Below are 23010 nucleotides of genomic sequence, written 5' to 3' on the forward strand. Positions count from 1 at the left end.
CCCCCCCCCCCCCTCCCCTCCCTCCTGTTCGCTGCCCCCCCCCCCCCCCCCCCCCCCCCCCCCCCCCCCCCCCGACGACGCGCCCCGGGTCGGCGACTGTCTGCGACCAGCGGTGCTGCGCCGCCGGTTGGCAGCGCTGCGGGACCGGCTGACCGCCGAACTCGGCCCGCTGGACGCGCCGCCGGTCGAAGACTGCCTGCCCGCGTTCACCGGGTTCGCCGGGCGGGTCGCGATCGTCGACCGGACCTGGCTCGCCGGCGCGCTGCGCTCGGGGACCTGCGTCTTCGAGGGCGCGCAGGGGGTGCTGCTCGACGAGTGGCACGGCTTCCACCCGTACACCACCTGGAGCACCACCACCTTCACCAACGCCGACCGCCTGCTCGCCGAGGCGGGGCAGGCCGGCGAGGTGACCCGGATCGGCGTGCTGCGGACCGTCACCACCCGGCACGGTCCCGGCCCGCTGGTGACCGAGGACCCGGCGCTGCCCTTCGCCGACCCGCACAACCCGACGAACCCGTGGCAGGGCCGGTTCCGGTTCGGCCATTTCGACGCCGTCGCCCACCGGTACGCCCTCGACGTGGCCGGCGGGGTCGACGGCCTGGCGCTGACCCACCTCGACCTCGCCGGCCCCGACCTGCGGATCTGCCGCCGTTACGACACGGGCGACCGGCTCACCCCGGGCCCGCCCGGCGACCTGGACCGGCAGGCCGCGCTCACCGACCGCCTGCTGCGCTCCCACCCGGTGTACGACGACCCGCCGGCCGACTGGGCCGAGGCGGTGGGCGCGGAGTTGGGCACGCCGGTGGTGCTGACCTCGCACGGGCCCACCGCCGACGACAAGAGCGCGCACGGGCCGCTGCTCAACGCCGGGGCGCTGATCGGCACACGCTGAGGCGTCTTCCGGCGACTCGGCCACCGGGCCGGTCGTCCCCGGCGAGCATGGGGGGATGGACGCCCTGCTCGACCTCCTGCGTGGGACGGTCACCTCGCCCTGGGTGTACCTGGTGATCCTCGGACTCACCGCGGTCGACGCGTTCTTTCCGGCGGTGCCCGGCGAGGCCGCCGTGATCACCGCCGGGGTGCTCTCCGCCAGCGGTGGCCACCCCAGCCTGACCCTGGTGATCGTCAGCGCCGGCGTGGGCGCGCTGGTCGGCGACCACATCTCGTACGCCATCGGGCGCGGCGGCGGCGCGAGCCGGCTGGCCCGGCTCCCCGACGGCAGCCGGCGGCGGGCCAGCTCCGAGTGGGCCCGGCGCGCGGTGGACCGCCGGGGCGGGATGATCCTGACCACCAGCCGGTACGTGCCGGGTGGCCGGACCGCCGTCACCCTCACCATGGGCGCGGTGGGCTATCCCCGCCGTGCGTTCCTGCTGTACGACAGCATCGGGGCGTTCACCTGGGCGGTGTACTGCGGGCTGCTCGGCTACTTCGGCGGCCTGGCCTTCGAACGGGACCCGGTGAAGGGCGTACTCGTCGGTGTGGGTGTCTCCCTGGTCATCACGTTCGGCCTGGAGGGGATCCGGTGGCTCCGCCGCCGCGCGCACCGCCGGGCCGCCTCCCGCCGATAGCCGTCAGTCGGCCGGCGGACGCCAGACGACGCCGTGCAGGAGCTGGGCCGCGCCGAGCCAGGCCACGTTCATCATCCGGGTGGCCGTCTTCTCCGGGTCGGCCTCGGGGCGGTCCGCGAGCCAGTCGGCCAGCGATTCGGTCGCGCCGACCAGCGCGTACGCGACGACCTCCAGGTCGGTGGGCGCGATCTCGCGGCCCTCCTCGCGTAGGGCGTGGTCGAGCATCCCGGCGACCACCTCGACCAGCCGGGCGCGCATGGTGGCCAACTCGCCGGCGAACGGTTGCTCGCCACGGGCCTGCCGGTAGAGCACCGCCCAGCCGTCGCGGTGCGCGCCCACGAAGCCGAAGAAGGCCTTCAGCCCTCGCCACAGCCGCTCGTCGGCCGGCAGGTCCGGGGCGGCGGCACCGGCGATGGCCTGCATCATCCGGGTTGCCTCCCGGTGCAGGCAGGCGACGAACAGCTCCTCCTTGGTGCCGAGATACGCGTACACCATGGGTTTGGAGATGCCGGCGTCCTCCGCGATCTCGTCCATGCTGGCGGCGTGGAAGCCGCGCCGGGAGAAGACCTTCACGGCCGCGTCGAGCATCTGCTGCTCGCGTACGGCGCGCGGCAGGCGCCGGAAGGCGGGGGCGGTGGACACCTTGCGAGCATACCTACTCGTGCGTAGGGTTACGCGCGAGTAGCCAAATCTTCCGGAAGGCGCGTCTCATGACTGACTTCGACCCGGCCAACTTCGCCAACGTCGGGCCCAAGGAGTTCGCCCAGCTGGTCAAGTCCACCCCGGACGACAAGATCGCCCAGGTGATGGCCGGCGACATGCGCGGCAAGATCCTCGGTGAGGTGTTCGGCCGGATGCCGTCGCTGTTCCGCGCGGACCGGGCCGGCTCGACCAACGCGGTCATCCACTGGATCATCACCGGTCGCCCGGACGGCGGCAGCGACACCTACGAGGTGGTCATCGCCGACGGCAAGTGCGAGGTGAACGAGGCCCCGCAGCACGACCCGAAGCTGAGCCTCACCATGGGCCCGGTGGAGTTCCTGAAGATCGTCTCGGGCGGCGCCAACCCGGTCATGATGTTCATGACCGGCAAGCTCAAGGCGAAGGGCGACCTGGGCCTCGCCGCCAACATCGCCAACCTGTTCGACATCCCCAAGGCCTGACATGGCCGAGTTCTCGCTCGACCTGAACGAGGAACAGCGGGATCTACGCGACTGGGTGCACGGCTTCGCCGCCGAGGTCGTGCGCCCGGCCGCCGCCGAGTGGGACGAACGCGAGGACACCCCGTGGCCGGTGATCCAGGAGGCCGCCAAGGTGGGCCTCTACGGCTTCGAGTTCCTCGCCACCTGCTGGGCCGACCCGACCGGGCTGTCCCTGCCCATCGCCAGCGAAGAACTCTTCTGGGGTGACGCCGGCATCGGCCTGAGCATCTTCGGCACCTCGCTCGCCGTCGCCGCCATCTACGGCGCCGGCACGCCGGACCAGATGGTCGAGTGGGTGCCGCAGTGCTTCGGCGACGTCGACTCGCCGGCCGTCGCCGCGTTCTGCACCAGCGAACCCGAGGCCGGCTCCGACGTCGGTGCGATGCGTACCCGGGCCGTCTACCACGAGGCCAACGACGAGTGGGTGCTCACCGGCCAGAAGGCGTACGCCACCAACGGCGGCATCGCCGGGGTGCACGTGGTCACCGCCTCGGTGGATCCCACGCTCGGCTCGCGCGGCCAGGCGGCGTTCGTCGTACCGCCGGGCACCCCCGGCCTCGCCGCGACCCGCAAGCTGCGCAAACTCGGCCTGCGCGCGTCGCACACCGCCGACGTCTTCCTCGACGAGGTACGCGTGCCCGGCCGCTGCCTGCTCGGCGGCAAGGACGCCCTGGACGAGCGGCTGGCCCGGGCCCGGTCCGGACAACGGGCCTCCGGCCAGGCGGCCATGCGGACCTTCGAACTGTCCCGACCCACCGTGGGCGCGCAGGCGCTCGGCGTGGCCCGGGCCGCCTACGAGTACGCCCTCGACTACGCCAAGGACCGGGTCCAGTTCGGACGGCCGATCATCGAGAACCAGGCGGTCGCGTTCACGCTGGCCGACATGCGGATGGAGATCGACGCGGCGCGACTGCTGGTCTGGCGGGCCTCCTGGATGGGCCGCAACAACCGCCCGTTCACCGCGGGCGAGGGCTCGATGTCCAAGCTCAAGGCCGGCGAGGTCGCGGTGTCCGTGACCGAGAAGGCGGTGCAACTGCTCGGTGGCGCCGGCTTCCTGCGCGACCACCCGGTCGAGCGCTGGTACCGCGACGCCAAGATTTACACCATTTTCGAGGGTACGTCCGAGATCCAGCGCTTGGTGATCTCCCGAGCGATCTCCGGTATGCAGATCCGCTGACCCTCGGCTCCGCACGCTCCGACCAGCGTCGGGTCGTCGGCCGCTCCGGTCGACGGCCCGACCGGTCGACGCGCGCCCAGGTCGGTGCCCCTGCCTTTCCGTGCCGACTACATCACCCCACGCCGACGTCGGCTGGGCCCGCCGTCGCACCGGGTGCATGATCAAGGAAGACGCCCCGACGAGATGGGGCTGTCCGCGTACCACCCCCCCAAGGAGGTCTGCGGCATGGACCTGCCGTTCGTCGTCACCACGCTGACCCGTCGCGGTCTGCTCACCCCGGGCCGCCCGATCCGAGTCGCCTCGCAGCTCAACGCGCTGCGTACCTGGGGATGGAGCCTCGCCGGCGAGCTACGCCAGGCCGCCGCCCGCGACCCCGGCCGCCCCGCGATCATCGACGAGGACGGCGTTGAGCTGACCTACCAGGCGCTTCTCGACCGGGCGGAACGGATGGCCCGGTCGATGCGGTCCGGGCTCGGCGTACAGCCCGGCGACCGGATCGGCGTGCTCTGCCGCAACCACCACGGACTGATCGAGACGATCGTCGCGGCGACCCTGCTCGGCGTGGACGCGGTCCTGGTCAACACGGGTCTCTCCGCCGCCCAACTGGCGACCGTCGCCGAGGAGCAGCGGCTGCGGCTGTTGGTGCACGACGACGAGTTCGCCGATCGGGTGCTCGGCCTCCCCGCCGAACTGCCCCGTCTCGACGAGCGCGCCCGCGAGGAGTTGGTGGCCGGAGCGCTGCCCGGCGAGCTGCACCCGCCGGAGCGCGACGGCCGGATAATCGTGCTGACCTCGGGCACCACCGGCGCCCCCAAGGGTGCCCGCCGCCCCACCCCCGGCGGCTTCGGGCCGCTCGTGTCCATCATCGACCGCATCCCCCTGCACGCGAAGAACCGGGTGCTGATCGCCGCCCCGATCTTCCACACCTGGGGATTCGCGGCGCTCCAGGTGTGCTTCGCGCTGCGGGCCACAATCGTGCTGCACCGCCGCTTCGACCCGGCCGCCACGCTCGCCGCCCTGGTCGCCCACCGCTGTGACGCCCTCTTCGCCGTACCCGTGATGCTCCAGCGGCTGCTGGAGGTGCCCCCGCCGGACCCGCGCCCGTCGCTCAAGGTCGTCGCGGTCAGCGGGTCGGCCCTGCCCGGCGGGCTCGCCCCGAAGTTCATGGACGTGTACGGGGACGTCCTCTACAACCTGTACGGCTCCACCGAGGTCTCCTGGGCGTCCATCGCCAACCCGGCGGACCTGCGCCAGGCACCCACCACCGCCGGCCGACCACCGCACGGCACCCGACTGGAACTGCTCGACAACGCCGGCCAGCCGGTGCCACAGGGGCAGGTCGGGCGGATCTTCGTCGGAAACGAGATGCTCTTCGAGGGTTACACCTCGGGTGCCAGCCGGGAGACCCGCGACGGGTTGCTCGACACCGGCGACCTCGGCCGGCTCAACGCCGACGGGCTGCTCTTCGTGGACGGCCGGGCCGACGACATGATCGTCTCCGGCGGCGAGAACGTGTTCCCGTCCGAGGTGGAGGACCTGCTCGCCCAGCTACCGCAGGTACGCGAGGCCGCCGTGATCGGCGTACCCGACCCCGAGTACGGCCAGCGACTCGCCGCGTTCCTCGCCCTGCACCCCGGCGAGACGCTCGACCCCGAGGCGGTCCGTGAGTACGTCCGGCACTACCTGGCCCGCTTTTCCGTACCCCGGGACGTGGTCTACGTGAAGTACCTGCCCCGCAACGCCACCGGCAAGGTGCTCGCCCGGGAACTGCGCCGCTACTACGGCTGAGAGATCAGCTCGGAATCGTGATCCGGCCGTCGATCGCGGCGGCGGCGATGTCGGTGCGGTGTTGCGAGCCGGCCAACTTCACCCCGTCCACCAGCGCGTACGCGGCGTCCCGCGCAGCCGCCAGGTCGGGGCCGGTGGCCGTACCGCAGAGGACCCGGCCGCCGGCGGACAGCAACGCGCCGTCGCCGGCCCGGCGGGCGGTGCCCGCGTGGATGATGCCCGGCCGGTCCGCACCGGTGATCACGTCGCCGGTACGCGGCGCGGCCGGATAGCCCGCGGAGGCGAGCACCACGGTGACGGCGGCGCCGTCGCGCCAGCACAGCGGCGGGTGCTCGGCCAGCGTGCCGGTGGCCGCCGCGTGCAGCAGCCCGCCCAGCGGAGTCTCCAGCAGCGCGAGCACCACCTGGGTCTCCGGATCACCGAAACGGGCGTTGAACTCGATCACCCGAGGGCCGGCGGCGGTCATCGCGAGACCGACGTAGAGCAGGCCCGCGAACGGCGTGCCCCGACGGCGCAGCTCGGCCAGCGTCGGGTGGACCACGTCCCGCAGCACGTCGTCGACCAGGCCGGTCGGAGCCCACGGCAGCGGCGCGTACGCGCCCATGCCACCGGTGTTCGGGCCTGCGTCACCGTCGCCGAGCCGCTTGAAGTCCTGTGCCGGCAGCAGCGGCAGGGCCGCCTCGCCGTCGGTCACCACGAACAGGCTGACCTCCGGGCCGGCGAGGAACTCCTCAACCACGACCCGGCCACACTCGGCGGCGTGCGCCAGCGCGGCGGACCGGTCGTCGGTCACCACCACACCCTTGCCGGCGGCGAGCCCGTCGTCCTTCACCACGTACGGAGCGCCGAACTCGTCGAGCGCCCGCGCGGTGCTCTCCTCGTCCGTGCAGACGTACGCCCGGGCGGTCGGCACACCGGCGGCGGTCATCACGTCCTTGGCGAACGCCTTGGAACCCTCCAACTGGGCGGCCGCGCCGGACGGGCCGAACACGGCGATGCCCTTGGCGCGTACGGCGTCGGCGACACCGGCGACCAGCGGCGCCTCCGGCCCGATCACCACCAGGTCGGCTGCGGTCTCCACCGCCAGCGCCGCGACGGCGGCCGGATCGGTCGCGGTGACGGCCCGCAACTCGGCTACCTCGGCGATCCCCGGATTACCAGGAGCGGCAATCAACGCGGAGACACCCGGATCACGCACCAACCCCAGGGCGAGCGCATGCTCGCGCCCCCCACCACCCACCAAGAGAACCCGCACAACGCGCCATCCTACTGCCCACCCCTCCCCACCCCACCCCCCGCGCCGCCCCCACCCGCCGCGCCGCCCGGCCCGGTGATCAAGAGGTTCGCGTCAAGAAGGGGCGCGGATTTGACGCGCAGCTCTTGATCACCGGTGTCGATCCTGCTTTCTCGTGATCGCCTGGCGGACGGTCCAGGGAATGTAGTCGGGGCGCAGGGTGTCCTGCCAGGTGAAACGGAGGATCGTCCAGCCGGCGTTGACCAGGCGATTCTGACGGCGGCGGTCAGCGAAGGCCGCTTCCGGGGTGTCATGGACGCTGCGACCATCGGCTTCCGCCAGCACCCTCCACACTCGCCATCCCAGGTCGCCGATGCCGAGCAGATAGCCGTCGTCGTCGCGTACCTCCAACTGCAAGGCGTCCGGCGGCACCCCACCGTCGACACATCGCAGCCGGGTACGCGTCTCCAGGGGTGACTGTGCGCGGCCGTCCGCCTCCGCCAGCCAGGGTCGTGCCGCGACCGCACCCCGTCGTCCCCGGATCAGACGAGGGACCACCGCGAGTTCGTCCGGCGTGACGAGGCCCTGGTACAGCGCCGAGTCGAGGACGGAGACCGCCGAATACCGATCAACACGCAGAATGACGTCCGCAATCGTGCGGAGCGGAGAGGTCGCGCGAACGCCTCCGACCGTCGCGATCTCGCCGGTACCGGTGGTCACCTGATGTACGGCCAGCCAGGGTGCCAGCGCACGCTGCGGGCGGGGACTGTCGACCGGCACCGATACGTGTACCTGTGCGGTCCGGCGCAGCCCGGCGATGCCGTGCAGTTCGAGCGCCGTGTCGAGGACCGCGAAGGCACCTGACCCGAGGCTCGCGAGCGCTGCTCGGATGCGCGCGCGCCGCAGCGTCGAATCGGATGACTCCGCCTCTGGTACGTAGCACCCGCGGAGAAGCCCCTGCCACCTGCCGGACCGACACAACTGTCGGACCTGGTCCTTCGTCAGTCCGGCGCGCAGGGCCTGGGCCAGGGTGACGATGCCGTCCTGCCTGGCCGCTACCTCACGAAGCACCTGGTGTGGTCCCACCCCCACACCCTGCCCACCGCCAACCCCGCGCCGAAGCCCCTGTGGATAACCCCAGACCTCCTGTGGATAACCACATGACCTATCTCCAGTTGATCAAGAGGTTCGCGTCAAATTCACGCCGGATCCTGACGCGAACCTCTTGATCACCGGGACTTATGGGGGCCGGGGTTAGGGGAGGAGGGGGTGTTGGAGGACGTTTTCGTCTCGGCCTGGGCCTACGCCGATGACGCTCACCCTCGTGTTGCAGAGTTCTTCGACCCGCGCGATGTAGCGGCGGGCGTTTTCCGGGAGGTCTTCCGGGGTCCGGGCCTTGGTGATGTCCTCCCACCACCCATCCAGCTCCTCGTACACCGGGGTGGCGTGGTGGAAGTCCGTCTGGGTCATCGGCATGTCGTCGACCCGCTTGCCGTTGATCTCGTAGCCGACGCAGATCGGCACCTTCGGCAGGCCGGTGAGCACGTCCAGCTTGGTGATGACCAGATCGGTGACGCCGTTCAGGCGGCAGGCGTACCGGGCCACCACCGCGTCGAACCAGCCGCACCGGCGCTCCCGGCCGGTGGTGGTGCCGTACTCCGCGCCGATCTTGCGCAGGTGCGCGCCGTTGGCGTCGAACAGTTCGGTCGGGAACGGCCCGGAGCCGACCCGGGTGGTGTACGCCTTGCTCACCGCGATCACCTGGTTGATCGCGGTGGGCGGGATGCCGGCACCCACGCAGGCGCCACCGGCGGTCGGGTTGGACGAGGTCACGAAGGGGTACGTGCCGTGGTCCATGTCGAGCATGGTGGCCTGGGCACCTTCCAACAGCACCGTCTCGCCCCGGTCCAGGGCGTCCCAGAGCATGGCCCGGGTCTCGGCGATGTACGGCTTGAGCCGCTCCGCGTACTCCAGGTACTCCTCGACCGTGGCGTCGACGTCGATCGCCTTGCGGTTGTAGACCTTGAACAGCATCTGGTTCTTCTCGCGCAGCGCGAGTTCCAGCTTCTTGCGCAGGATGCCCGGGTCGAGCAGGTCCTGCAGCCGGATGCCCATGCGGGCGACCTTGTCGCCGTACGCGGGGCCGATCCCCCGGCCGGTGGTGCCGATCCGGGACGAGCCGAGGTACCGCTCGACGACCCGGTCCAGGGCCCGGTGGTGCGGCATGATGAGGTGCGCGTCACCGGAGATCCGCAGCCGGGACACGTCCACGCCACGCTCGGCGAGACCGTCGATCTCGGCGAGAAGCACCTTCGGGTCGACGACCACGCCGTTGCCGATGACGATCATCGCGTTCGGCGAGAGCGCCCCGGAGGGCATCAGGTGGAGCGCGTACTTCTGGCCGTCCGGGGTGATCACCGTGTGCCCGGCGTTGTTGCCGCCGGAGTAGCGCACGACGTAGTCGACCCGCTCACCCAGCAGGTCGGTAACCTTGCCCTTGCCCTCGTCGCCCCACTGAGCGCCGATGAGCACGATCGCTGGCATCTCTTCCGCCTCCAGAAGGCTCGGGTGCCAGGTGGCGACCGGTTGGCGAGCCCGGGGTGTCAGGTTAACAAGTAGTGACGGCGCGACCGGCAGGGGTCGCGTCGAGAGGCAGGAGGCTCCTTCGGTGTACGACGTGGTGCTGCTCACCCTCGCGTCGGAGCGGGACGCTCCCGGCGGGTGCGGCAGCGGCGGAGCCTGCTGCGGCGGCGCGACCGAGAAGGACGGCAGCCCGACCACCACCGAGGGTGATCAGTGTGTCACCGACCAACCTCGGGTGCCCGTGCTGGCCTGCGCCGACGCGCTGACCGCCCGGGGGGCGCGGGTGCAGACGGTCACCGCCCGTTCGGACGCGGAGATCGACGCCGTACTCGCCCAACTCGACGGCCCGGCCCGTCCCGACGGCCTGGTCTGGCCGGACACGGACGGCAAGACCCGGCTGGTCGTCGCCACCGCCAGCGACGGTCAGTTGCGCGCCGTGCTGCGCCGGCTGGTCCGGCGGTACGCGCCGGCGCCGAGTCGCCGTCCGGCGGACCTGCCCGACAACCGGACCCTGCCCGACCTGCCGCCGGTGGCCGTACTCCCGCTCGACCCGGCGCGCGGCGGCACCCAGCGGGACCTGGCCGCGCAGCTCGGGTTGCCCCGCGACCCGGCGGCCGTGGCCGCCGCGGTGCTGGACGGCACGCCCCGCCGGCTGGACCTGCTGCGCAACGACGGCGGCTCGGTGACCCTGGACGGCGCTCTCCTCGGGGCCGCCGACGACGCGGGGCGCCCGCTGCACTGGCGGGCGCGGGTGGAGGTCGACGACACCGTCCTCACGAACGGCGACGAACCGTTGCTGGCCTGCGCGGTCGGCAACGCCGGCGGGTACGCGTCGCTCGACGACGTGACGTTGCTGGCCGCGCCGGACCCGGCGGACGGCCAGGTCGAGGTCGCGGTGGCCGTCCCGGTGGTCGTCCGGTCGGCGTTCGGTCGCAAGCGGGTACGCCTCGAAGTGCGGCGGGCTCGCGGACGGGCGGTGTCGGTGCTGCCCCGCGAGGGAAAGGTGCCCTACCTCGACGACGGCGTCGAGGGTGAGCTGACCCGCAAGCGCTCGTGGTGGGTCGAACCGGGTGCCTGGGCGGTCTGGGTGGTCTGACCCTGGTTGCGCCGACCGGCCCTGGTCGGCCGGTGGGCCTATCCTCGCAGGAGGACTGGGGAGGAACCGTAATGGACAAGAACGCCGACCGGGCTCAGGTGCCCGGCCAGCAGCCGGTGCCGGAGCGGGACATCGAACCACTGTGGCCGCCGGATCCGGCCGAGCAGGGCGCGGGGGAGGTGGTACCGCCGTGGGCGGCGGTCGCCGAGCGGCGGGTCACCCCGTCGCAGTCCGCGCCTCCGGCCGTGTCGCCGCCGGTCGCCGCACCGCCGATCAGCGCCCCGTCGGTCGGCCGCCCGCCGGTCCCCGGGCAGCCGGGCGCCGCGGCTCTGCCGCCGCCGTCTCCGTCGGACTATCCGTCGCTGACCGGGGCGGTGCCGCCGCCGACCGGCTGGGGTCCCAACGCCCCGGGCGGGCCGGGCTCGGGTTGGGCACCGGCACAGCCGAGCTGGCCACCGTCCGACCCGCCGGCCACGTCACCCGCGTCGACGGCTCCTCCCGCCCCGCCGGTACCGCCGACACCACCGCTGCCCCCGGCGGTGGGCGGACTCGTCGGGTCGGGCGCTGCGCCCACCGACGCCGCCACGCCGAACCCGCCAGCCACCGCCGCGTCGCCCGGCGGCGCGAACGGGGCAGCCGGCACCGGCTCGCCCGGGCCGGCCGGCACCGCACCGGGAGCGGCCGGCACCACCCCCGGCGCGGCCGCCACCCCGCCCGGAGCAGCTGGCACCCCGCCCGCAACGGCCGGCGCGCCCGCAACGGCCGGCGCGCCCGGAACAGCCGGCGCGCCCGGAACAGCCGGCGCGCCCGGAACAGCCGGCGCGCCCGGAACAGCCGGCGCGGCCGGAGCCACGCCCGGAGCGGGGTCGGCGCAGGGGCCTGGCGCGGGCCCGATCCCCGGCCCGTCGGGCGGCGTCGACCTGGACCTGCCGTTCTCCCTGGACCGCCCGCCGGTGGTAGCGGCCGAGGGAGCGGCCAGCGCAGGCCCCGGCACGGCCGGGCCAGCCGGAGCGGACGCGAGCACGGCGGGCCCGACCGCAGCAGACCCGGCCGCAGCAGGATCGGCGGCGGAACCGGAGTCGCCGGGTGGCGGGGAGACCGCGCCTGCCGTCGGGGCGGCTCGGCCGACTGCCGAGTCACCCTGGGCGTATCCGCCGCAGCGACCGGCCAACCCGGCCCCGTCGACCGAGCAGCAGGCGAGCATCCCGCCGCCACCGATTCCCGCCCCGCCCGTTCCGCCGACGCCCGCCGTCGACAACGGCGGTGCGGCGGGGCAGCCGTACGCCGGGCAGATCTACGGCGGTCAGCCGGCGATCCCTGGTCAGGCCGGTCCGGCACCGGTGGAGCAGCCGCAGGACGCCGTGCCGACCCCGCCGCCGGGGCCGTTCCCGCCGTCGCCCGGCTGGTACCCGCCGCCCTGGCAGCAGGGCTCGGCCGCGGTCCCACCGGCACCGCCGCAGCAGTACCAGGAGACCGATCCGGTGGCGCGGGTGCCCGCCACGGGTTACCCGGACGCCACGTGGACGCCGGAGACCACGGCCGCGCCGACGGCCGAGGACTTCGCCCGCCGCCGGCAGGTCCGGCCCGCCGAACCGGTGGCCACCATGGGCGTACGGGCGGTGGTCAACAAGATGGGCCTGCTCCGGCTCTCTCCGGGGCGACACGAGCAGGAGCTCAAGCGGGACATCGAGATGGTGCGCCGCAACTTCGGTGGGCTGCGGCAGGTGACCGTGGTCAACCCGAAGGGCGGCGCCGGTAAGACGGTGGCCATCCTGCTGCTCGCCATGACGTTCGGTCAGAAGCGCGGTGGCTACGTGCTGGCCTGGGACAACAACGAGACCCAGGGCACCCTCGGGATGCGCGCCCAGCAGGACTTCCACGCCCGCACGGTGCGCGACATGCTGCGTGACCTCGGGCAGTTCCAGGGGGCGCACGGGCGGGTCGGCGACCTGTCGCAGTACGTGCGTTCGCAGGGCGAGGGCATGTTCGACGTACTCGCCTCGGACGAGTCGGCCACCGGTGGCGAGATGCTGACCGCCGCCGCGTTCGCCGAAATCCGCGAGGTGGTCAGCCGGTTCTACAAGTTGATCTTCGTGGACACCGGCAACAACGTCCGGGCGCAGAACTGGCAGGCGTCGATGGACGCCACCGACCAGCTCGTGGTCACCATGTCCGCCCGGAACGACTCGGCGGAGACCGCCGCCCGGATGCTCGACCACCTGGAGCAGAGCGGCCGGCAGCGGCTGGTCCGGCAGGCGGTCACCGTGGTGTCGATGCCACCGTCCCGCAAGGAGATCGACCTGCCGGCGATCCAGGAGCACTTCGCGGCCCGGACCCGGGCGGTGCTGCTGGCACCGTACGAGCGGCTCATCGACAGCGGCGAGCCGATCCGGTACGGCGGTCTCTCCTCGGCCACCCGGGACGCCTGGCTGAAGATCGCCGCAGCGGTCGCCGAAGGGCTCTGAGCAACCGACGGCCGGCCCGGTGCCGGGCCGGCCGTCGGAGCGCGATCAGTTGCTGGCCAGCGCGTCCGCCGCTTCCGGGTCGCAGTCGCGCAGGAACTGGGCGCAGCGGGCCGCCTCGTCGGCCTCGCCGATCTCGTCGGCGGCCCGGGAGAGCACGTACAGGCAGCGCAGGAAGCCCTGGTTGGGCTCGTGCGACCACGGCACGGGCCCGTGGCCCTTCCAGCCGTTGCGGCGGAGCTGGTCCAGGCCACGGTGGTAGCCGGTGCGCGCGTACGCGTACCCCGTCACCACCTGACCGGCCGCGAACGCCCGGGCCGCGAGCGCGCCCCACGCCGCGCTGTAGGTCGGGAAGCGGGCCGCGACCTCGGTGTACGCCTCGTCGGTGCCGGCCTCCTGGGCGGCGGCCAGGGCGGCGTCGGCCTCGTCGTTCGCGGGCAGGAGGGTGGCCGGTGGCTCCGGCAAAAGGTTCTGCATCGCCCCATTCAACCCGCTGGACAGGGCGACATGCGAGCGGGTCGGCCGGCGCGTTCCGCTGAACGGCTGAGGAGTTCATCACGCCTGCGGCCTATGCCGCCGCCAGGTGTTTTCCATTACAACTAATGGTCCGGAGCCTCCCCAGGACCCGGTTACGCAGGAGCCCGGTGGCCACGACCACCGGGCTCCTGTCGCGTCCGGGACCGCCCGGGGTGTGGCCGGCACCGCCGAAGGGGCAATATGGCCCGGTGCCGACCCCACCACCCACCGACGTCATCGAACCGCACCTGCACGCCGACGAGATCCAGACCCGGGGCGAGTTCGACCGGCAACTGGTCACCGGCCGGCTGACCGGGCTGACCGTGCAGGGGCTCCGCCTCGACCTCGCCCCGGTGCCCGACCTGACCGACGTCGAGGTCACCGGCACCCTCTTCGTCGGCTGCCGGTTCGCCTCCCGGGAGGTCGGCGCCGACCTGGTCCGGCGGGGCGCGAACGTGGTGCCGCCGTTCTCCGGGCTGCCGTACCCGACCCAGCCGGCGCACCTCTACACCCCGGACGACCTCGCCGCCGGGTTCGCCGAGGGCGGGTTCGCCGGGATGTACGACACCCGGGTGTACGAGCACTACCGCGCGCACGGCGGCGCGCTGCCGGACGTGAAGGAGGCGCTCGGCCAGCGACTGCACGACCACGGCGTGGACAACGCGCTGGGCGACGCCACCCGGGCCTGGCTGGCCGCGCACGGGTCGCAGTCGGTGGTGGGCATCATGGGCGGGCACGCGGTGCGACGCGGCAGTCCCGCGTACCGGATGGCGGCCGTGCTGGGGTGGGAGCTGGCGCGGGCCGACCGGCTGGTGGTGACCGGCGGCGGTCCCGGGGTGATGGAGGCGGCGAACCTCGGCGCGTACCTGGCGGACCGGCCGGCGGCGGACCTGACCGCCGCGATCGACCTGCTGGCCACCGCGCCCGACTTCACCGACCACCACCGGTACACGGCGGTGGCGTTGACGGTCCGGCAGCGGTACGCGGTCGTGCCGCGCCAGCGCACCGGCGACACCGGGTGGGCGCGGGCCGGTGGTCTGGCCATCCCGACCTGGCTGTACGGGCACGAGCCGGCGAACCTGTTCGCGGGACGGATCGCGAAGTACTTCTCGAACGCGATCCGGGAGGACACCATCCTGCGCCTCGCCCGGGGTGGCATCGTGTTCGCGCCGGGACGGGCGGGCACGGTGCAGGAGGTGTTCCAGGCGGCCACCAAGACCTACTACGGCACCGACGGGGCCAGCGGCGCGTACGTCTTCCTGGACCGCTCCTACTGGACCCAGGAGCTGCCGGTGGAGGCGTTGCTGCGTCCGCTGCTGGCCGCCTCGCCGTTCGGTGACCTGTCGTCGACGATCCACCTCACCGACGACGTGCGCGAGGCCGTCCGCCTGCTGACGACGTGAACGGCGACGGCCGGCCCCCGCCTGGGGAGCCGGCCGTCGACGGACGTCGTGTTACTTGGTCATCGTGGTGCCGGTGGAGCGCAGGTGCTCGCACGCCTCGACCACCCGGGCGGCCAGGCCGGCCTCGGCGGCCTTGCCCCAGGTACGCGGGTCGTACTGCTTCTTGTTGCCGACCTCGCCGTCGATCTTCAGCACGCCGTCGTAGTTGCGCAGCATGTGGTCGGCGACGGGCCGGGTGAAGGCGTACTGGGTGTCGGTGTCGATGTTCATCTTCACCACGCCGTAGTCCAGCGCCTCGCGGATCTCGCTCAGCAGGGAGCCCGAGCCGCCGTGGAAGACCAGGCTCAGCGGCTTGTCCTTGCCGTACTTGGCGCCCACCGCCTCCTGGATCTGGTTCAGGATCTCGGGGCGGAGCTTGACGTTGCCCGGCTTGTAGACGCCGTGCACGTTGCCGAAGGTCAGCGCCGCCATGTAGCGGCCCTTCTCGCCCAGGCCCAGCGCCTCGACCATGGCCAGGCCGTCCTCGACCGTGGTGTAGAGCTTGTCGTTGATGGCGTTCTCGACGCCGTCCTCCTCGCCACCCACGACGCCGACCTCGATCTCCAGGACGATCTTGGCCTTGGCGGCCTCGTCGAGGAGCTGGGCGGCGATCTGCAGGTTCTCGGCGACCGGCACGGCCGAGCCGTCCCACATGTGCGACTGGTACAGCGGCTGCTCGCCGCGCTTGACCCGCTCCTGCGAGATGCCCATCAGCGGACGCACGAAGCCGTCCAGCTTGTCCTTCGGGCAGTGGTCGGTGTGCAGGGCGATGTTGACCGAGTACTTCTTGGCCACCTCGTGCGCGTACGCGGCGAACGCCACCGCGCCGGTGACCATGTCCTTAATCGAGGGACCGGACAGATACTCCGCGCCACCGGTGGAGACCTGGATGATGCCGTCGCTCTCCGCGTCGGCGAAGCCCTTGAGCGCCGCGTTCAGCGTCTGGGAGGAGGTCACGTTGATCGCGGGGTACGCGTACCGGCCAGCCTTGGCGCGGTCCAGCATCTCCGCGTAGGCCTCGGGGGAAGCGATGGGCATGTGATGCGCTCCTTACTTACCACTCTCGGCCGTGCTGGCCGCTGTTGTTCGTCTGTGCGCCGGACCGCGCTGTCCTCCGCCCGGCAGTATCCCGCAGGTGAGGTAGGCAGGACCAACCGAGGGGGTGCCAGGCGTTCACCGGGTGTCCAGACTGTCCGGCACGATGACGCTGATCAGCCAGGTGACCACGGTCATCACGATCGCTCCCCAGAACGCCGCCCAGAAGCCGTCCACCTGGAACGGCAGGTCGAGTCCGCGGGCGATCCGGTCGGTGAGCAGGAACAGCAGCGCGTTGACCACCAGGGCGAACAGGCCGAGGGTCAGCAGGTAGAACACACAACCGACCACCCTGATCACGGGCTTGAGCACCGCGTTGATCACACCGAAGATGAGCGCCACCACGATCAGCGTGAGCACGGTGTTGCCACCCGAGCGTCCGTGCACGTCAACGCCGGGCACGATCAGCGTGGTCACCCACAACGCGACCGCGGTGATCGCCAGTCGGATGAGGAAGCCCACGGGACCATCCTGGCACCGGGTCACACCGTCCCGGGGTGATTCGGCCGACTCGGCTTGCCGGCGCGGAGCGCACGCAGCCCGTACGGTGGTGGGAGCCGTGCCCCGAGACCCCGGGAGGGACAATGGGTCAGCCCGACGAGGACTTCACCCCCGGCGACCATCTCGCCGCCAACGAACGCGATCCGGAGGCGGAGCCGGCCGACGCGGTCGAGCAGGCCACCTCGGTCGACCCGACCGACGTCGACGTCGAGCCGCACCGCGGCATGGAGGTCGACGACTGGGACGCCATGGAGCAGGCCCGGGTGGTCACCGCGGACGAGGACGACTACCGCTGATCCCGCTGTGAGCGTCGGCCTGCCCGTTACGGCAGAGGTGCTCCGCCGTTCGGATAGTTGGACGCGCATCGATAGAACGGGACGTGCGCAGCGCGCCGGTTCTCCCTAGGTTGTACGAGCGTCGTCTACTCCCCGGGAGGACCCTCGTGCTCAAGCACTCGATCCGCTGGCTGGTCGGGCTGGGTGCCGTGAGCGCCCTGGTCGCCGCGTCCGCCACACCCGCCGTCGCCGCGGCCACGATCGAGCCGTACGTCCAGGACGCCACGCTGGCCGTCGGTTCGGCGAAGACCACCCGCCTGTTCCTGTACGCCGACGAGCCGACGACCCTCGAAGACGTCTCCGTACGGTACGACTATCGCTCTCTCGCCAACAAGATCAGCGTCACGCCCGCCGACCAGCAGGAGTGCACGACTCCGGAGCCGGGCGTTCTCGTCTGTCCGGAGCAGTTCGGTGTCGCCCTCAGCGAGCTACCGCCGCTCGGCAGCGGGATCTTTCGTGGCGTCACCAAGCGGGTGAGCATGACCGCCACGCAGGAGGCGCAGCCCGGCGACTCCGGCGACCTCGTGGTCAGCTATGAGGCGGCCGGCGGGCGGCGGGGCAGCTACACCTCGCGGGTCCGCGTCGGCGAGGGCGTGGACCTGGCCGGCGGGCCGTTCACCACCTTCACCTCGAAGCCGGGCGGAAAGGTACCGGTGCCGCTGGTCGTGTCCAACGTCGGAGCGAAGACCGTCACCGGCTTCGTCGCGGTCTTCGACCTCCCCTACTCGATGCGGACCAGGGAGCGTTTCAGCAACTGCCGCTACTCCGGCGACCACCTGGTGTCCTGCCAGTTCGACGAGGAGATTCCGGCGGGCGGGGCACTGTCCGCGACGCTGAACCTCGAACTCGGGAAGGACACGTACGCCCCGACCAACCAGTCCGGCTATGCCCAGTTCATGACCATTGCCGACTTCGAGGACCTGACCCGGGTACGGGAAGCCGTCGGCGCCCGAGCTGCCGTGCCGGGCACCGGCCCGAAGCTAACCCTGACCGACGCGCCCAACCGGGCGCGGCAGGCCGACCAGACCGATGTCGGCCCGGGCTACGACTACACCGGCTGGATCATCAAGGTCACCGGCAGGAACGGCACCGACCTGGCGGCGATCGGCGCCACCCTCAAGGGCGTGGTCGGCACGGTCGTGACGGCAACCGTCGGCTTTCGCAACAACGGCCCGGCGACGCTCGACAACGTGAGCGAGGAATGGGAGGCCGCCACCCACACGCTCGTCGAGCTGCCACCCGGCACCACGGCCGTTGAGGTTCCCCTCGGCTGTCAACTGCGACCGGGCACCCGGACGTACCAGTGCGCCTCGGAGATGCTGCTGGTGGCCGGCGAAACCTACACCGTGGACTTCCGGCTGCGCATCGACAGGGTCGTCCCCAACGCCAAGGGCACGGTGTGGGTCAACGCGCCGTGCGAGTGTCCCGCAGGTGGCGGCTTCACGGGCGACATCAAGCCGGCCAACGACCGGGCCACGATCCTGGTCAACCCGGGTCAGGGCGCTGGCGGCGGTGCGGGCGGCAGCGGCGACGGCGGCTCGCTGCCCATCACCGGCACCCCGACGGGTCTGCTCGCCGGCCTCGGTGGCCTGCTGGTCGCCGCCGGCCTCGGCGCTTACCTGCTGGCCCGACGTCGCAGCACCCACTTCGTCGGCTGACCTGCCCCACCTGGACGGCACCCCACCGTGGTTCGCTTCGGTGGGGTGCCGTCGCAGTTGACGGAGTCACCGGGCCCGGTCGACCAGCGTCGGGTGACGGGCGGCCCACTCCTCAAGGCGGTCCTCCCGCAGCGCCTTGAGGAGCTCCGGCACGAACTTCGGGTCGGCACGTTGGGAGGTGTCCCTCGCGGTCGGCGAGGCGACCGGCAGGCCCAGCCCGACCGGATCGACCGACCGCAGCGTGGGAGCGATCCGCAGCAGGTCCAGGACGGCCGCCCGGTCGGGTGACGCCACGAGGTCCGGGCCGACGGCGGCCAGCAGTTTGGCGAGGCGTACCGGATCGGTCAGTACGCCCTGGTCGACGACCTGGCGGACGAGACCGGCCGCGAAGAGCCGAGCGTTGTGGTCCCGGTCCTGGCTACCTTCGGGCAACCCGTAGCGCTGCCGGAGCAGGTCGACCGACGCGGCGCCGTCGAGACGTTGGCAGCCCGCCGGGAAGACCCGCCGGGTGTGCACGGACCGCACCTGGTCACTCAGGCAGACCGGCACACCGCCCACGGCGTCGGTCAGCGTCCGCACGGCGCGGTACGTGAGCACCAGGCCGGCGTCCATCCGGACTCCGGTCAACTCGACCACCGTGCGCCGGGTCAACTCGTACCCCTTGGTTATGTCCGGCCGGACCGACCCGACGCCGGCCGGGAACGCGGAGTTCAGTTTGTCGGTGCCGTGGCCCGGGATCGACACCGCCAGGCCGCGGGGCAGCGACACCAGGTAGGGACGACTGCGGTCGGCCGGGATGTGCACCAGCAGCACGGCGTCGGCCCGCGTCGCCGCCGGCCCTTCGCCGTCGAGGCCGAGCAGCAGGATGTTCAGTGGACCGGACGGCACCGGCCGGGCGGACTCGCCCAGCAGTTCGGTGGCCGGCGGCGAACCCCCGCGTTCCGGCGTCAGCAGCGGCACGCCGATCCCCAGCACACCGAGCAGGGCCAACGCCATGCCCCCGGCCTGCCAGCGGCGACGCCGACGGCGACGGCGGATGGTCAGCCGGTCGATCGCGGCGCGCAGCGGACCGGTCGGCGGGGTGAGCGGCTCGTGCCGGGCGAAGGCGGCACGCAGGTCATCCTCGATCATGAGGGAACCTCCACGTACTCGGCCCGGAGCGTGGCCAGGGCCCGGGAGATGGACGAACGGACGGTCCCGACGGCACAGCCGAGGATGTCGGCGATCTCGGCGTCGGGCAGATCCTCGTAGTAGCGCAGTACCAGGGTGGCGCGCTGCCGGCGCGGCAGCCGGGAGAGCCAGGTCCAGATCTGGTCCCGGTCCACGGCAGACTGGGCGTGGTCGGCGGATGCCGGCAGGGACTCGTCGGGTTCCCCGCGCAGCAGCACCCGCCGCATCCACGAGCCGCGCTTCCAGTCGACGTACTGGTTGGTGAGCATCCGGCGTACGTAACGCTCGGGCGAGTCCGCGCGGGCGACCCGCCGCCAGTTCAGTTGGACCCGGACCATCGTCTCCTGCACCAGATCCTGCGCCTGGTGCGGATCACCGGTGAGCATCACCGCGTACCGCAGCAGCGGGGCAAGCCGCGTGTCCGCGAACTCCTCGTACGTCACTGCACCTCCCGGGTTCCTGCCTCAGTTGACGGGAGCGGACGCGCTGAACGTTGCGGTGGCGGCGATCAACCTTTCGGCTCGTCCTGGTCACCAGGCGGTGATCAGGGACGACGCCGAACCTTAGCGGTTCCTTAAGATCCACGGGCTGCACCTGAATCCCCCTACTGGAGGAATCCCCCTCATGCTCACCCACTCCACCCGGCGTTGGCTCGCCGGACTGGGCGTCGCAGGCGCGTTCGTCGCCGCCTCCGCCAGCCCGGCCCTCGCCGACGAGGCCCGTTTCGATATCGCCACGCACGACGTGCTCGTCGCACCGGGTCATTCCACGTCCGGCTACCTCTACGCCCGGCCGACCGATGACGAGTCCGAGCTGAAGTTTGGGCAGACCTCGGTGGACGTCGACCTCTCCGCAGTCGCGGACTTCGCCATCGTGGAGCCGATGTGGGGCTGGACCTGCGACGTCTCGCCGACGAAGCTGCACTGCGAGAGCGAAACCGAGGACGGCCTGCCGCCATGGTTCGACTACATGGTCACGGCTAAGGAAGACGCGAAGCCGGGGCAGCAGGGCTCCCTGGCCGTCAGCATCACCTCCGGCGGCAAGACCGCCAAGGCGACGGCGGGCGTCACCATCGCCGAGGGCGTCGACCTGGCGGGCGATCTGACCGTCGAGGCCAGCGGCGCCCCGGGCACGACTGCGGAATTGCCGGGTGTCGTTCGTAACATCGGCGAGACCGCCATCGACGGTGCCGTTCTCGTGTTGCAGGCCCAGGCGCTCGCCGCCTACGGTGGCGACCACTCGAACTGCAGTTCGGACGAGTGGGGCATGGTCGCCTTCTGCACGTTCGACACGAAGATCGAGCCGGGCAAGTCTTACAAGCTCTCGAACGGCATGCCGATCAAGGTGAGCGCGAAGGCACGCACCCGTGCGATCTTCTCAGTGGCGCTGTCCTGGTGGACCACTGATGACTGGGACCTGGCGTCCAAGGACTCGCCGATGGAGGACTTCAAGCCCGGCAAGGGCGACAAGCTCCGCCTGGTCGAGCAGTCGATGCAGGCCGCACGGGTGCCGCAGACCGACGTCGACGTGTCGAACGACGTCACCATCGGGAGCGTTCGGGTAACCGGCAACACTTCGGCTGACCTCGCGGCCAAGGGCGCGACCGCGAGTGGCAAGAAGGGCGACGTGGTCACCGTCACGCCCAGCTTCACCAACCTGGGGCCGGCGGTGCTGGAGTACATCGGCCAGGGCACGCCGGACCTCGGGATGGAGGACCTGCCGGTTCGCGTGACCATCCCGGCCGGCACCACGGCGACCGAGGCACCCCTCGACTGCGTGCCGTTCAAGCCGGGCACCGCGTGGGACCCGTGGGACGCGGCCTGGGGTGAGCCGGGCGCGAAGGAGTACGCGTGCCTGAGCCTCGAGACCTGGCCGGACGACGTGACCACGTACGAGTTCCGACTTCGGATCGACAAGGTCACCGCGAACGCTTCGGGTGCCATCACCACCGTGCTCGCCGGTGACCCGAACAAGGGCAACAACACCGCGACGATCGTGATCAACCCAGCCTCGGCCGGCGGTGGCAACGCCGGCGGCCAGGGTGGCGGTGACGGTGGCACCCTGCCGATCACCGGTCAGTCGACCGGCCTGCTCGCCGGCCTCGGCGCGCTGCTGCTCGCCGCGGGCGTCGGCGGCTACCTGGTGGCGAAGCGCCGCCGGACCCGCTTCGTCGCCTGACCCGTTCCGCGCAACCTGATCCATCCCAGCAGTACCGGTGCCCCGTCGACCAGGCTGGTCGGCGGGGCACCGTCATATCCGGCCACCGGGTGGTGCGGGCTGGTCCGGCGCGGCCCGGACACCGGGCTTCGGTACCCTTTGTGGCCGTGGACACAGCTGAGAAGACCCGCGCTCTCACGGAGAGCGTCGCCCTGAACCCGCTCGATCCCAAGGAACTGTTGCAGACCTTCGGGCTGGTCGGCGTCTGGGTGATCCTGTTCGCCGAGACCGGCCTGCTGGTGGGCTTCTTCTTCCCCGGTGACTCGCTGCTGTTCCTCGCCGGCGTGGCCGCCTCGCCGGTGGCGGACGCCATCTTCGGCGACGGCACCCGGCTCTCGCTGGCTGGTCTGCTGATCGGGGGGCCGATCTGCGCGATCGTCGGCGCGCAGTTGGGGCACTGGCTCGGCGCGCGGTACGGCCGCCGGATGTTCGAGCGGCCCAACTCGCGGCTCTTCAAGAAGGAGTACGTGGAGAAGGCCGAGTACTACTTCCAGAAGTTCGGCCCGGCCAAGGCCGTGGTGCTGGCGCGGTTCATCCCGATCGTGCGGACGTTCCTGAACCCGGTCGCCGGGGCGCTGGGCATGCCGGCTCGGCAGTTCCTGCTGTGGAACATCGTCGGCGGGGTGCTCTGGGTGGACGGCATCCTGCTGATCGGCTACCTGCTGGCTGACCGGATCTACAAGGCGATCGGCGACAAGATCGACCACTACATCCTGCCGGTGGTCGCGCTGATCATCCTGATCTCGGTGCTGCCGATCTTCTTCGAGTTCCTTCGTGACCGGCGGGCGCGCAAGCGTGGCGAGGCGGTCGCGGTGGTCGCGGCGGCCAGCGCCGCGGGCGCGGTCGACGCGGTACGCGAGAAGTTCGACCACGAGGAGCACCCGCACGACCGTCCGGGGGACGGGCACGGGTACGGCCAGCAGCGCTGATCCCAGGTACGACGACGGCCGGCCCCCTGGTGCGGGG

At 72.0% G+C, this 23010-nt stretch carries 20 protein-coding genes and 1 pseudogene; 12 read left to right on the forward strand and 9 right to left on the reverse strand.

Annotation, left to right across the window (positions count from 1 at the left end; translation table 11 throughout):
- Nucleotides 1-70: 70 nt before the first annotated feature.
- Together AC3EN4_RS12275 and AC3EN4_RS12280 are read left to right on the forward strand one after the other, a co-directional pair.
- A pseudogene (locus AC3EN4_RS12275) lies at nucleotides 71-892 on the forward strand (adenylosuccinate synthetase); the annotation flags it as partial.
- A gap of 55 nt (nucleotides 893-947) precedes the next feature.
- Nucleotides 948-1568 (forward strand): DedA family protein, encoded by a 621-nt coding sequence (locus AC3EN4_RS12280; RefSeq protein ID WP_435206043.1) that lies wholly within the window; start codon nucleotides 948-950, stop codon nucleotides 1566-1568.
- 3 nt (nucleotides 1569-1571) lie between these two features.
- On the opposite strand, the gene AC3EN4_RS12285 is transcribed toward AC3EN4_RS12280, so the two are convergent.
- Nucleotides 1572-2210 (reverse strand): TetR/AcrR family transcriptional regulator, encoded by a 639-nt coding sequence (locus AC3EN4_RS12285; RefSeq protein ID WP_435206044.1) that lies wholly within the window; start codon nucleotides 2208-2210, stop codon nucleotides 1572-1574.
- A gap of 68 nt (nucleotides 2211-2278) precedes the next feature.
- On the opposite strand from AC3EN4_RS12285, the gene AC3EN4_RS12290 reads away from it, so the two are divergent.
- From AC3EN4_RS12290 to AC3EN4_RS12300, 3 genes are all read left to right on the forward strand, one after another.
- Nucleotides 2279-2731, forward strand: coding sequence for an SCP2 sterol-binding domain-containing protein (locus tag AC3EN4_RS12290; RefSeq protein WP_435206045.1), 453 nt, complete (start codon nucleotides 2279-2281; stop codon nucleotides 2729-2731).
- Between the two features lies 1 nt (nucleotide 2732).
- On the forward strand, nucleotides 2733-3947 hold the full coding sequence (locus AC3EN4_RS12295) for an acyl-CoA dehydrogenase family protein (protein ID WP_435206046.1): 1215 nt from the start codon (nucleotides 2733-2735) through the stop codon (nucleotides 3945-3947).
- A 225-nt stretch (nucleotides 3948-4172) separates the two neighbouring features.
- Nucleotides 4173-5735 carry an AMP-binding protein gene (locus AC3EN4_RS12300; protein ID WP_435206047.1) on the forward strand — a complete coding sequence of 521 codons (1563 nt, stop codon included), beginning with the start codon at nucleotides 4173-4175 and terminating at the stop codon, nucleotides 5733-5735.
- Nucleotides 5736-5739: 4 nt separating this feature from the next.
- Here the strand turns inward: AC3EN4_RS12300 and purD are convergent, their stop codons facing one another.
- The 3 genes from purD to AC3EN4_RS12315 form a co-directional block, all read right to left on the reverse strand.
- Nucleotides 5740-6990, reverse strand: coding sequence for a phosphoribosylamine--glycine ligase (gene purD, locus AC3EN4_RS12305; RefSeq protein ID WP_435206048.1), 1251 nt, complete (start codon nucleotides 6988-6990; stop codon nucleotides 5740-5742).
- 129 nt (nucleotides 6991-7119) lie between these two features.
- Nucleotides 7120-8055, reverse strand: coding sequence for a type IV toxin-antitoxin system AbiEi family antitoxin (locus AC3EN4_RS12310; protein WP_435206049.1), 936 nt, complete (start codon nucleotides 8053-8055; stop codon nucleotides 7120-7122).
- Between the two features lie 168 nt (nucleotides 8056-8223).
- Nucleotides 8224-9513 (reverse strand): adenylosuccinate synthase, encoded by a 1290-nt coding sequence (locus AC3EN4_RS12315; protein WP_435206050.1) that lies wholly within the window; start codon nucleotides 9511-9513, stop codon nucleotides 8224-8226.
- Nucleotides 9514-9637: 124 nt separating this feature from the next.
- Here AC3EN4_RS12315 and AC3EN4_RS12320 point away from each other — a divergent pair, with 124 nt between their 5' ends.
- Both AC3EN4_RS12320 and AC3EN4_RS12325 read left to right on the forward strand, forming a co-directional pair.
- Entirely contained in the window at nucleotides 9638-10648 is a 1011-nt protein-coding gene (locus AC3EN4_RS12320) for a diacylglycerol kinase family protein (protein ID WP_435206051.1), read from the forward strand.
- A 71-nt stretch (nucleotides 10649-10719) separates the two neighbouring features.
- A complete protein-coding gene (locus AC3EN4_RS12325) occupies nucleotides 10720-13113 on the forward strand; it encodes a MinD/ParA family ATP-binding protein (protein ID WP_435206052.1) in 2394 nt (797 codons plus the stop codon).
- A gap of 45 nt (nucleotides 13114-13158) precedes the next feature.
- Here AC3EN4_RS12325 and AC3EN4_RS12330 read toward each other — a convergent pair whose 3' ends face one another.
- Nucleotides 13159-13587: a DUF3151 domain-containing protein gene (locus AC3EN4_RS12330; protein WP_435206053.1), complete on the reverse strand. Its 429-nt coding sequence runs from the start codon at nucleotides 13585-13587 to the stop codon at nucleotides 13159-13161.
- 248 nt (nucleotides 13588-13835) lie between these two features.
- On the opposite strand from AC3EN4_RS12330, the gene AC3EN4_RS12335 reads away from it, so the two are divergent.
- On the forward strand, nucleotides 13836-15029 hold the full coding sequence (locus tag AC3EN4_RS12335) for an LOG family protein (protein ID WP_435206054.1): 1194 nt from the start codon (nucleotides 13836-13838) through the stop codon (nucleotides 15027-15029).
- Nucleotides 15030-15080: 51 nt separating this feature from the next.
- Here AC3EN4_RS12335 and fbaA read toward each other — a convergent pair whose 3' ends face one another.
- Entirely contained in the window at nucleotides 15081-16106 is a 1026-nt protein-coding gene (fbaA, locus tag AC3EN4_RS12340) for a class II fructose-bisphosphate aldolase (protein ID WP_422737676.1), read from the reverse strand.
- Between the two features lie 135 nt (nucleotides 16107-16241).
- The gene (locus AC3EN4_RS12345; RefSeq protein ID WP_421473934.1) at nucleotides 16242-16625 is read right to left on the reverse strand and encodes a phage holin family protein; all 384 of its coding nucleotides are present in this window, start codon (nucleotides 16623-16625) and stop codon (nucleotides 16242-16244) included.
- A 122-nt stretch (nucleotides 16626-16747) separates the two neighbouring features.
- Here AC3EN4_RS12345 and AC3EN4_RS12350 point away from each other — a divergent pair, with 122 nt between their 5' ends.
- Both AC3EN4_RS12350 and AC3EN4_RS12355 read left to right on the forward strand, forming a co-directional pair.
- Nucleotides 16748-16960: a hypothetical protein gene (locus AC3EN4_RS12350; RefSeq protein ID WP_422737675.1), complete on the forward strand. Its 213-nt coding sequence runs from the start codon at nucleotides 16748-16750 to the stop codon at nucleotides 16958-16960.
- Nucleotides 16961-17106: 146 nt separating this feature from the next.
- On the forward strand, nucleotides 17107-18657 hold the full coding sequence (locus AC3EN4_RS12355) for an LPXTG cell wall anchor domain-containing protein (RefSeq protein ID WP_435206055.1): 1551 nt from the start codon (nucleotides 17107-17109) through the stop codon (nucleotides 18655-18657).
- Nucleotides 18658-18723: 66 nt separating this feature from the next.
- Here the strand turns inward: AC3EN4_RS12355 and AC3EN4_RS12360 are convergent, their stop codons facing one another.
- Together AC3EN4_RS12360 and AC3EN4_RS12365 are read right to left on the reverse strand one after the other, a co-directional pair.
- Complete coding sequence (locus tag AC3EN4_RS12360) at nucleotides 18724-19788, reverse strand: LCP family protein (RefSeq protein WP_435206056.1); 1065 nt, start codon at nucleotides 19786-19788, stop codon at nucleotides 18724-18726.
- Complete coding sequence (locus tag AC3EN4_RS12365) at nucleotides 19785-20270, reverse strand: SigE family RNA polymerase sigma factor (RefSeq protein ID WP_357129616.1); 486 nt, start codon at nucleotides 20268-20270, stop codon at nucleotides 19785-19787. Before AC3EN4_RS12365 ends, AC3EN4_RS12360 begins: the two co-directional genes overlap by 4 nt.
- A gap of 181 nt (nucleotides 20271-20451) precedes the next feature.
- Here AC3EN4_RS12365 and AC3EN4_RS12370 point away from each other — a divergent pair, with 181 nt between their 5' ends.
- Together AC3EN4_RS12370 and AC3EN4_RS12375 are read left to right on the forward strand one after the other, a co-directional pair.
- Nucleotides 20452-22005 carry an LPXTG cell wall anchor domain-containing protein gene (locus AC3EN4_RS12370; RefSeq protein ID WP_435206057.1) on the forward strand — a complete coding sequence of 518 codons (1554 nt, stop codon included), beginning with the start codon at nucleotides 20452-20454 and terminating at the stop codon, nucleotides 22003-22005.
- Between the two features lie 140 nt (nucleotides 22006-22145).
- Nucleotides 22146-22973 carry a DedA family protein gene (locus AC3EN4_RS12375; RefSeq protein ID WP_435206058.1) on the forward strand — a complete coding sequence of 276 codons (828 nt, stop codon included), beginning with the start codon at nucleotides 22146-22148 and terminating at the stop codon, nucleotides 22971-22973.
- The last annotated feature ends 37 nt before the right edge of the window (nucleotides 22974-23010 follow it).

Source organism: Micromonospora sp. bgisy143 (genome assembly GCF_057708145.1).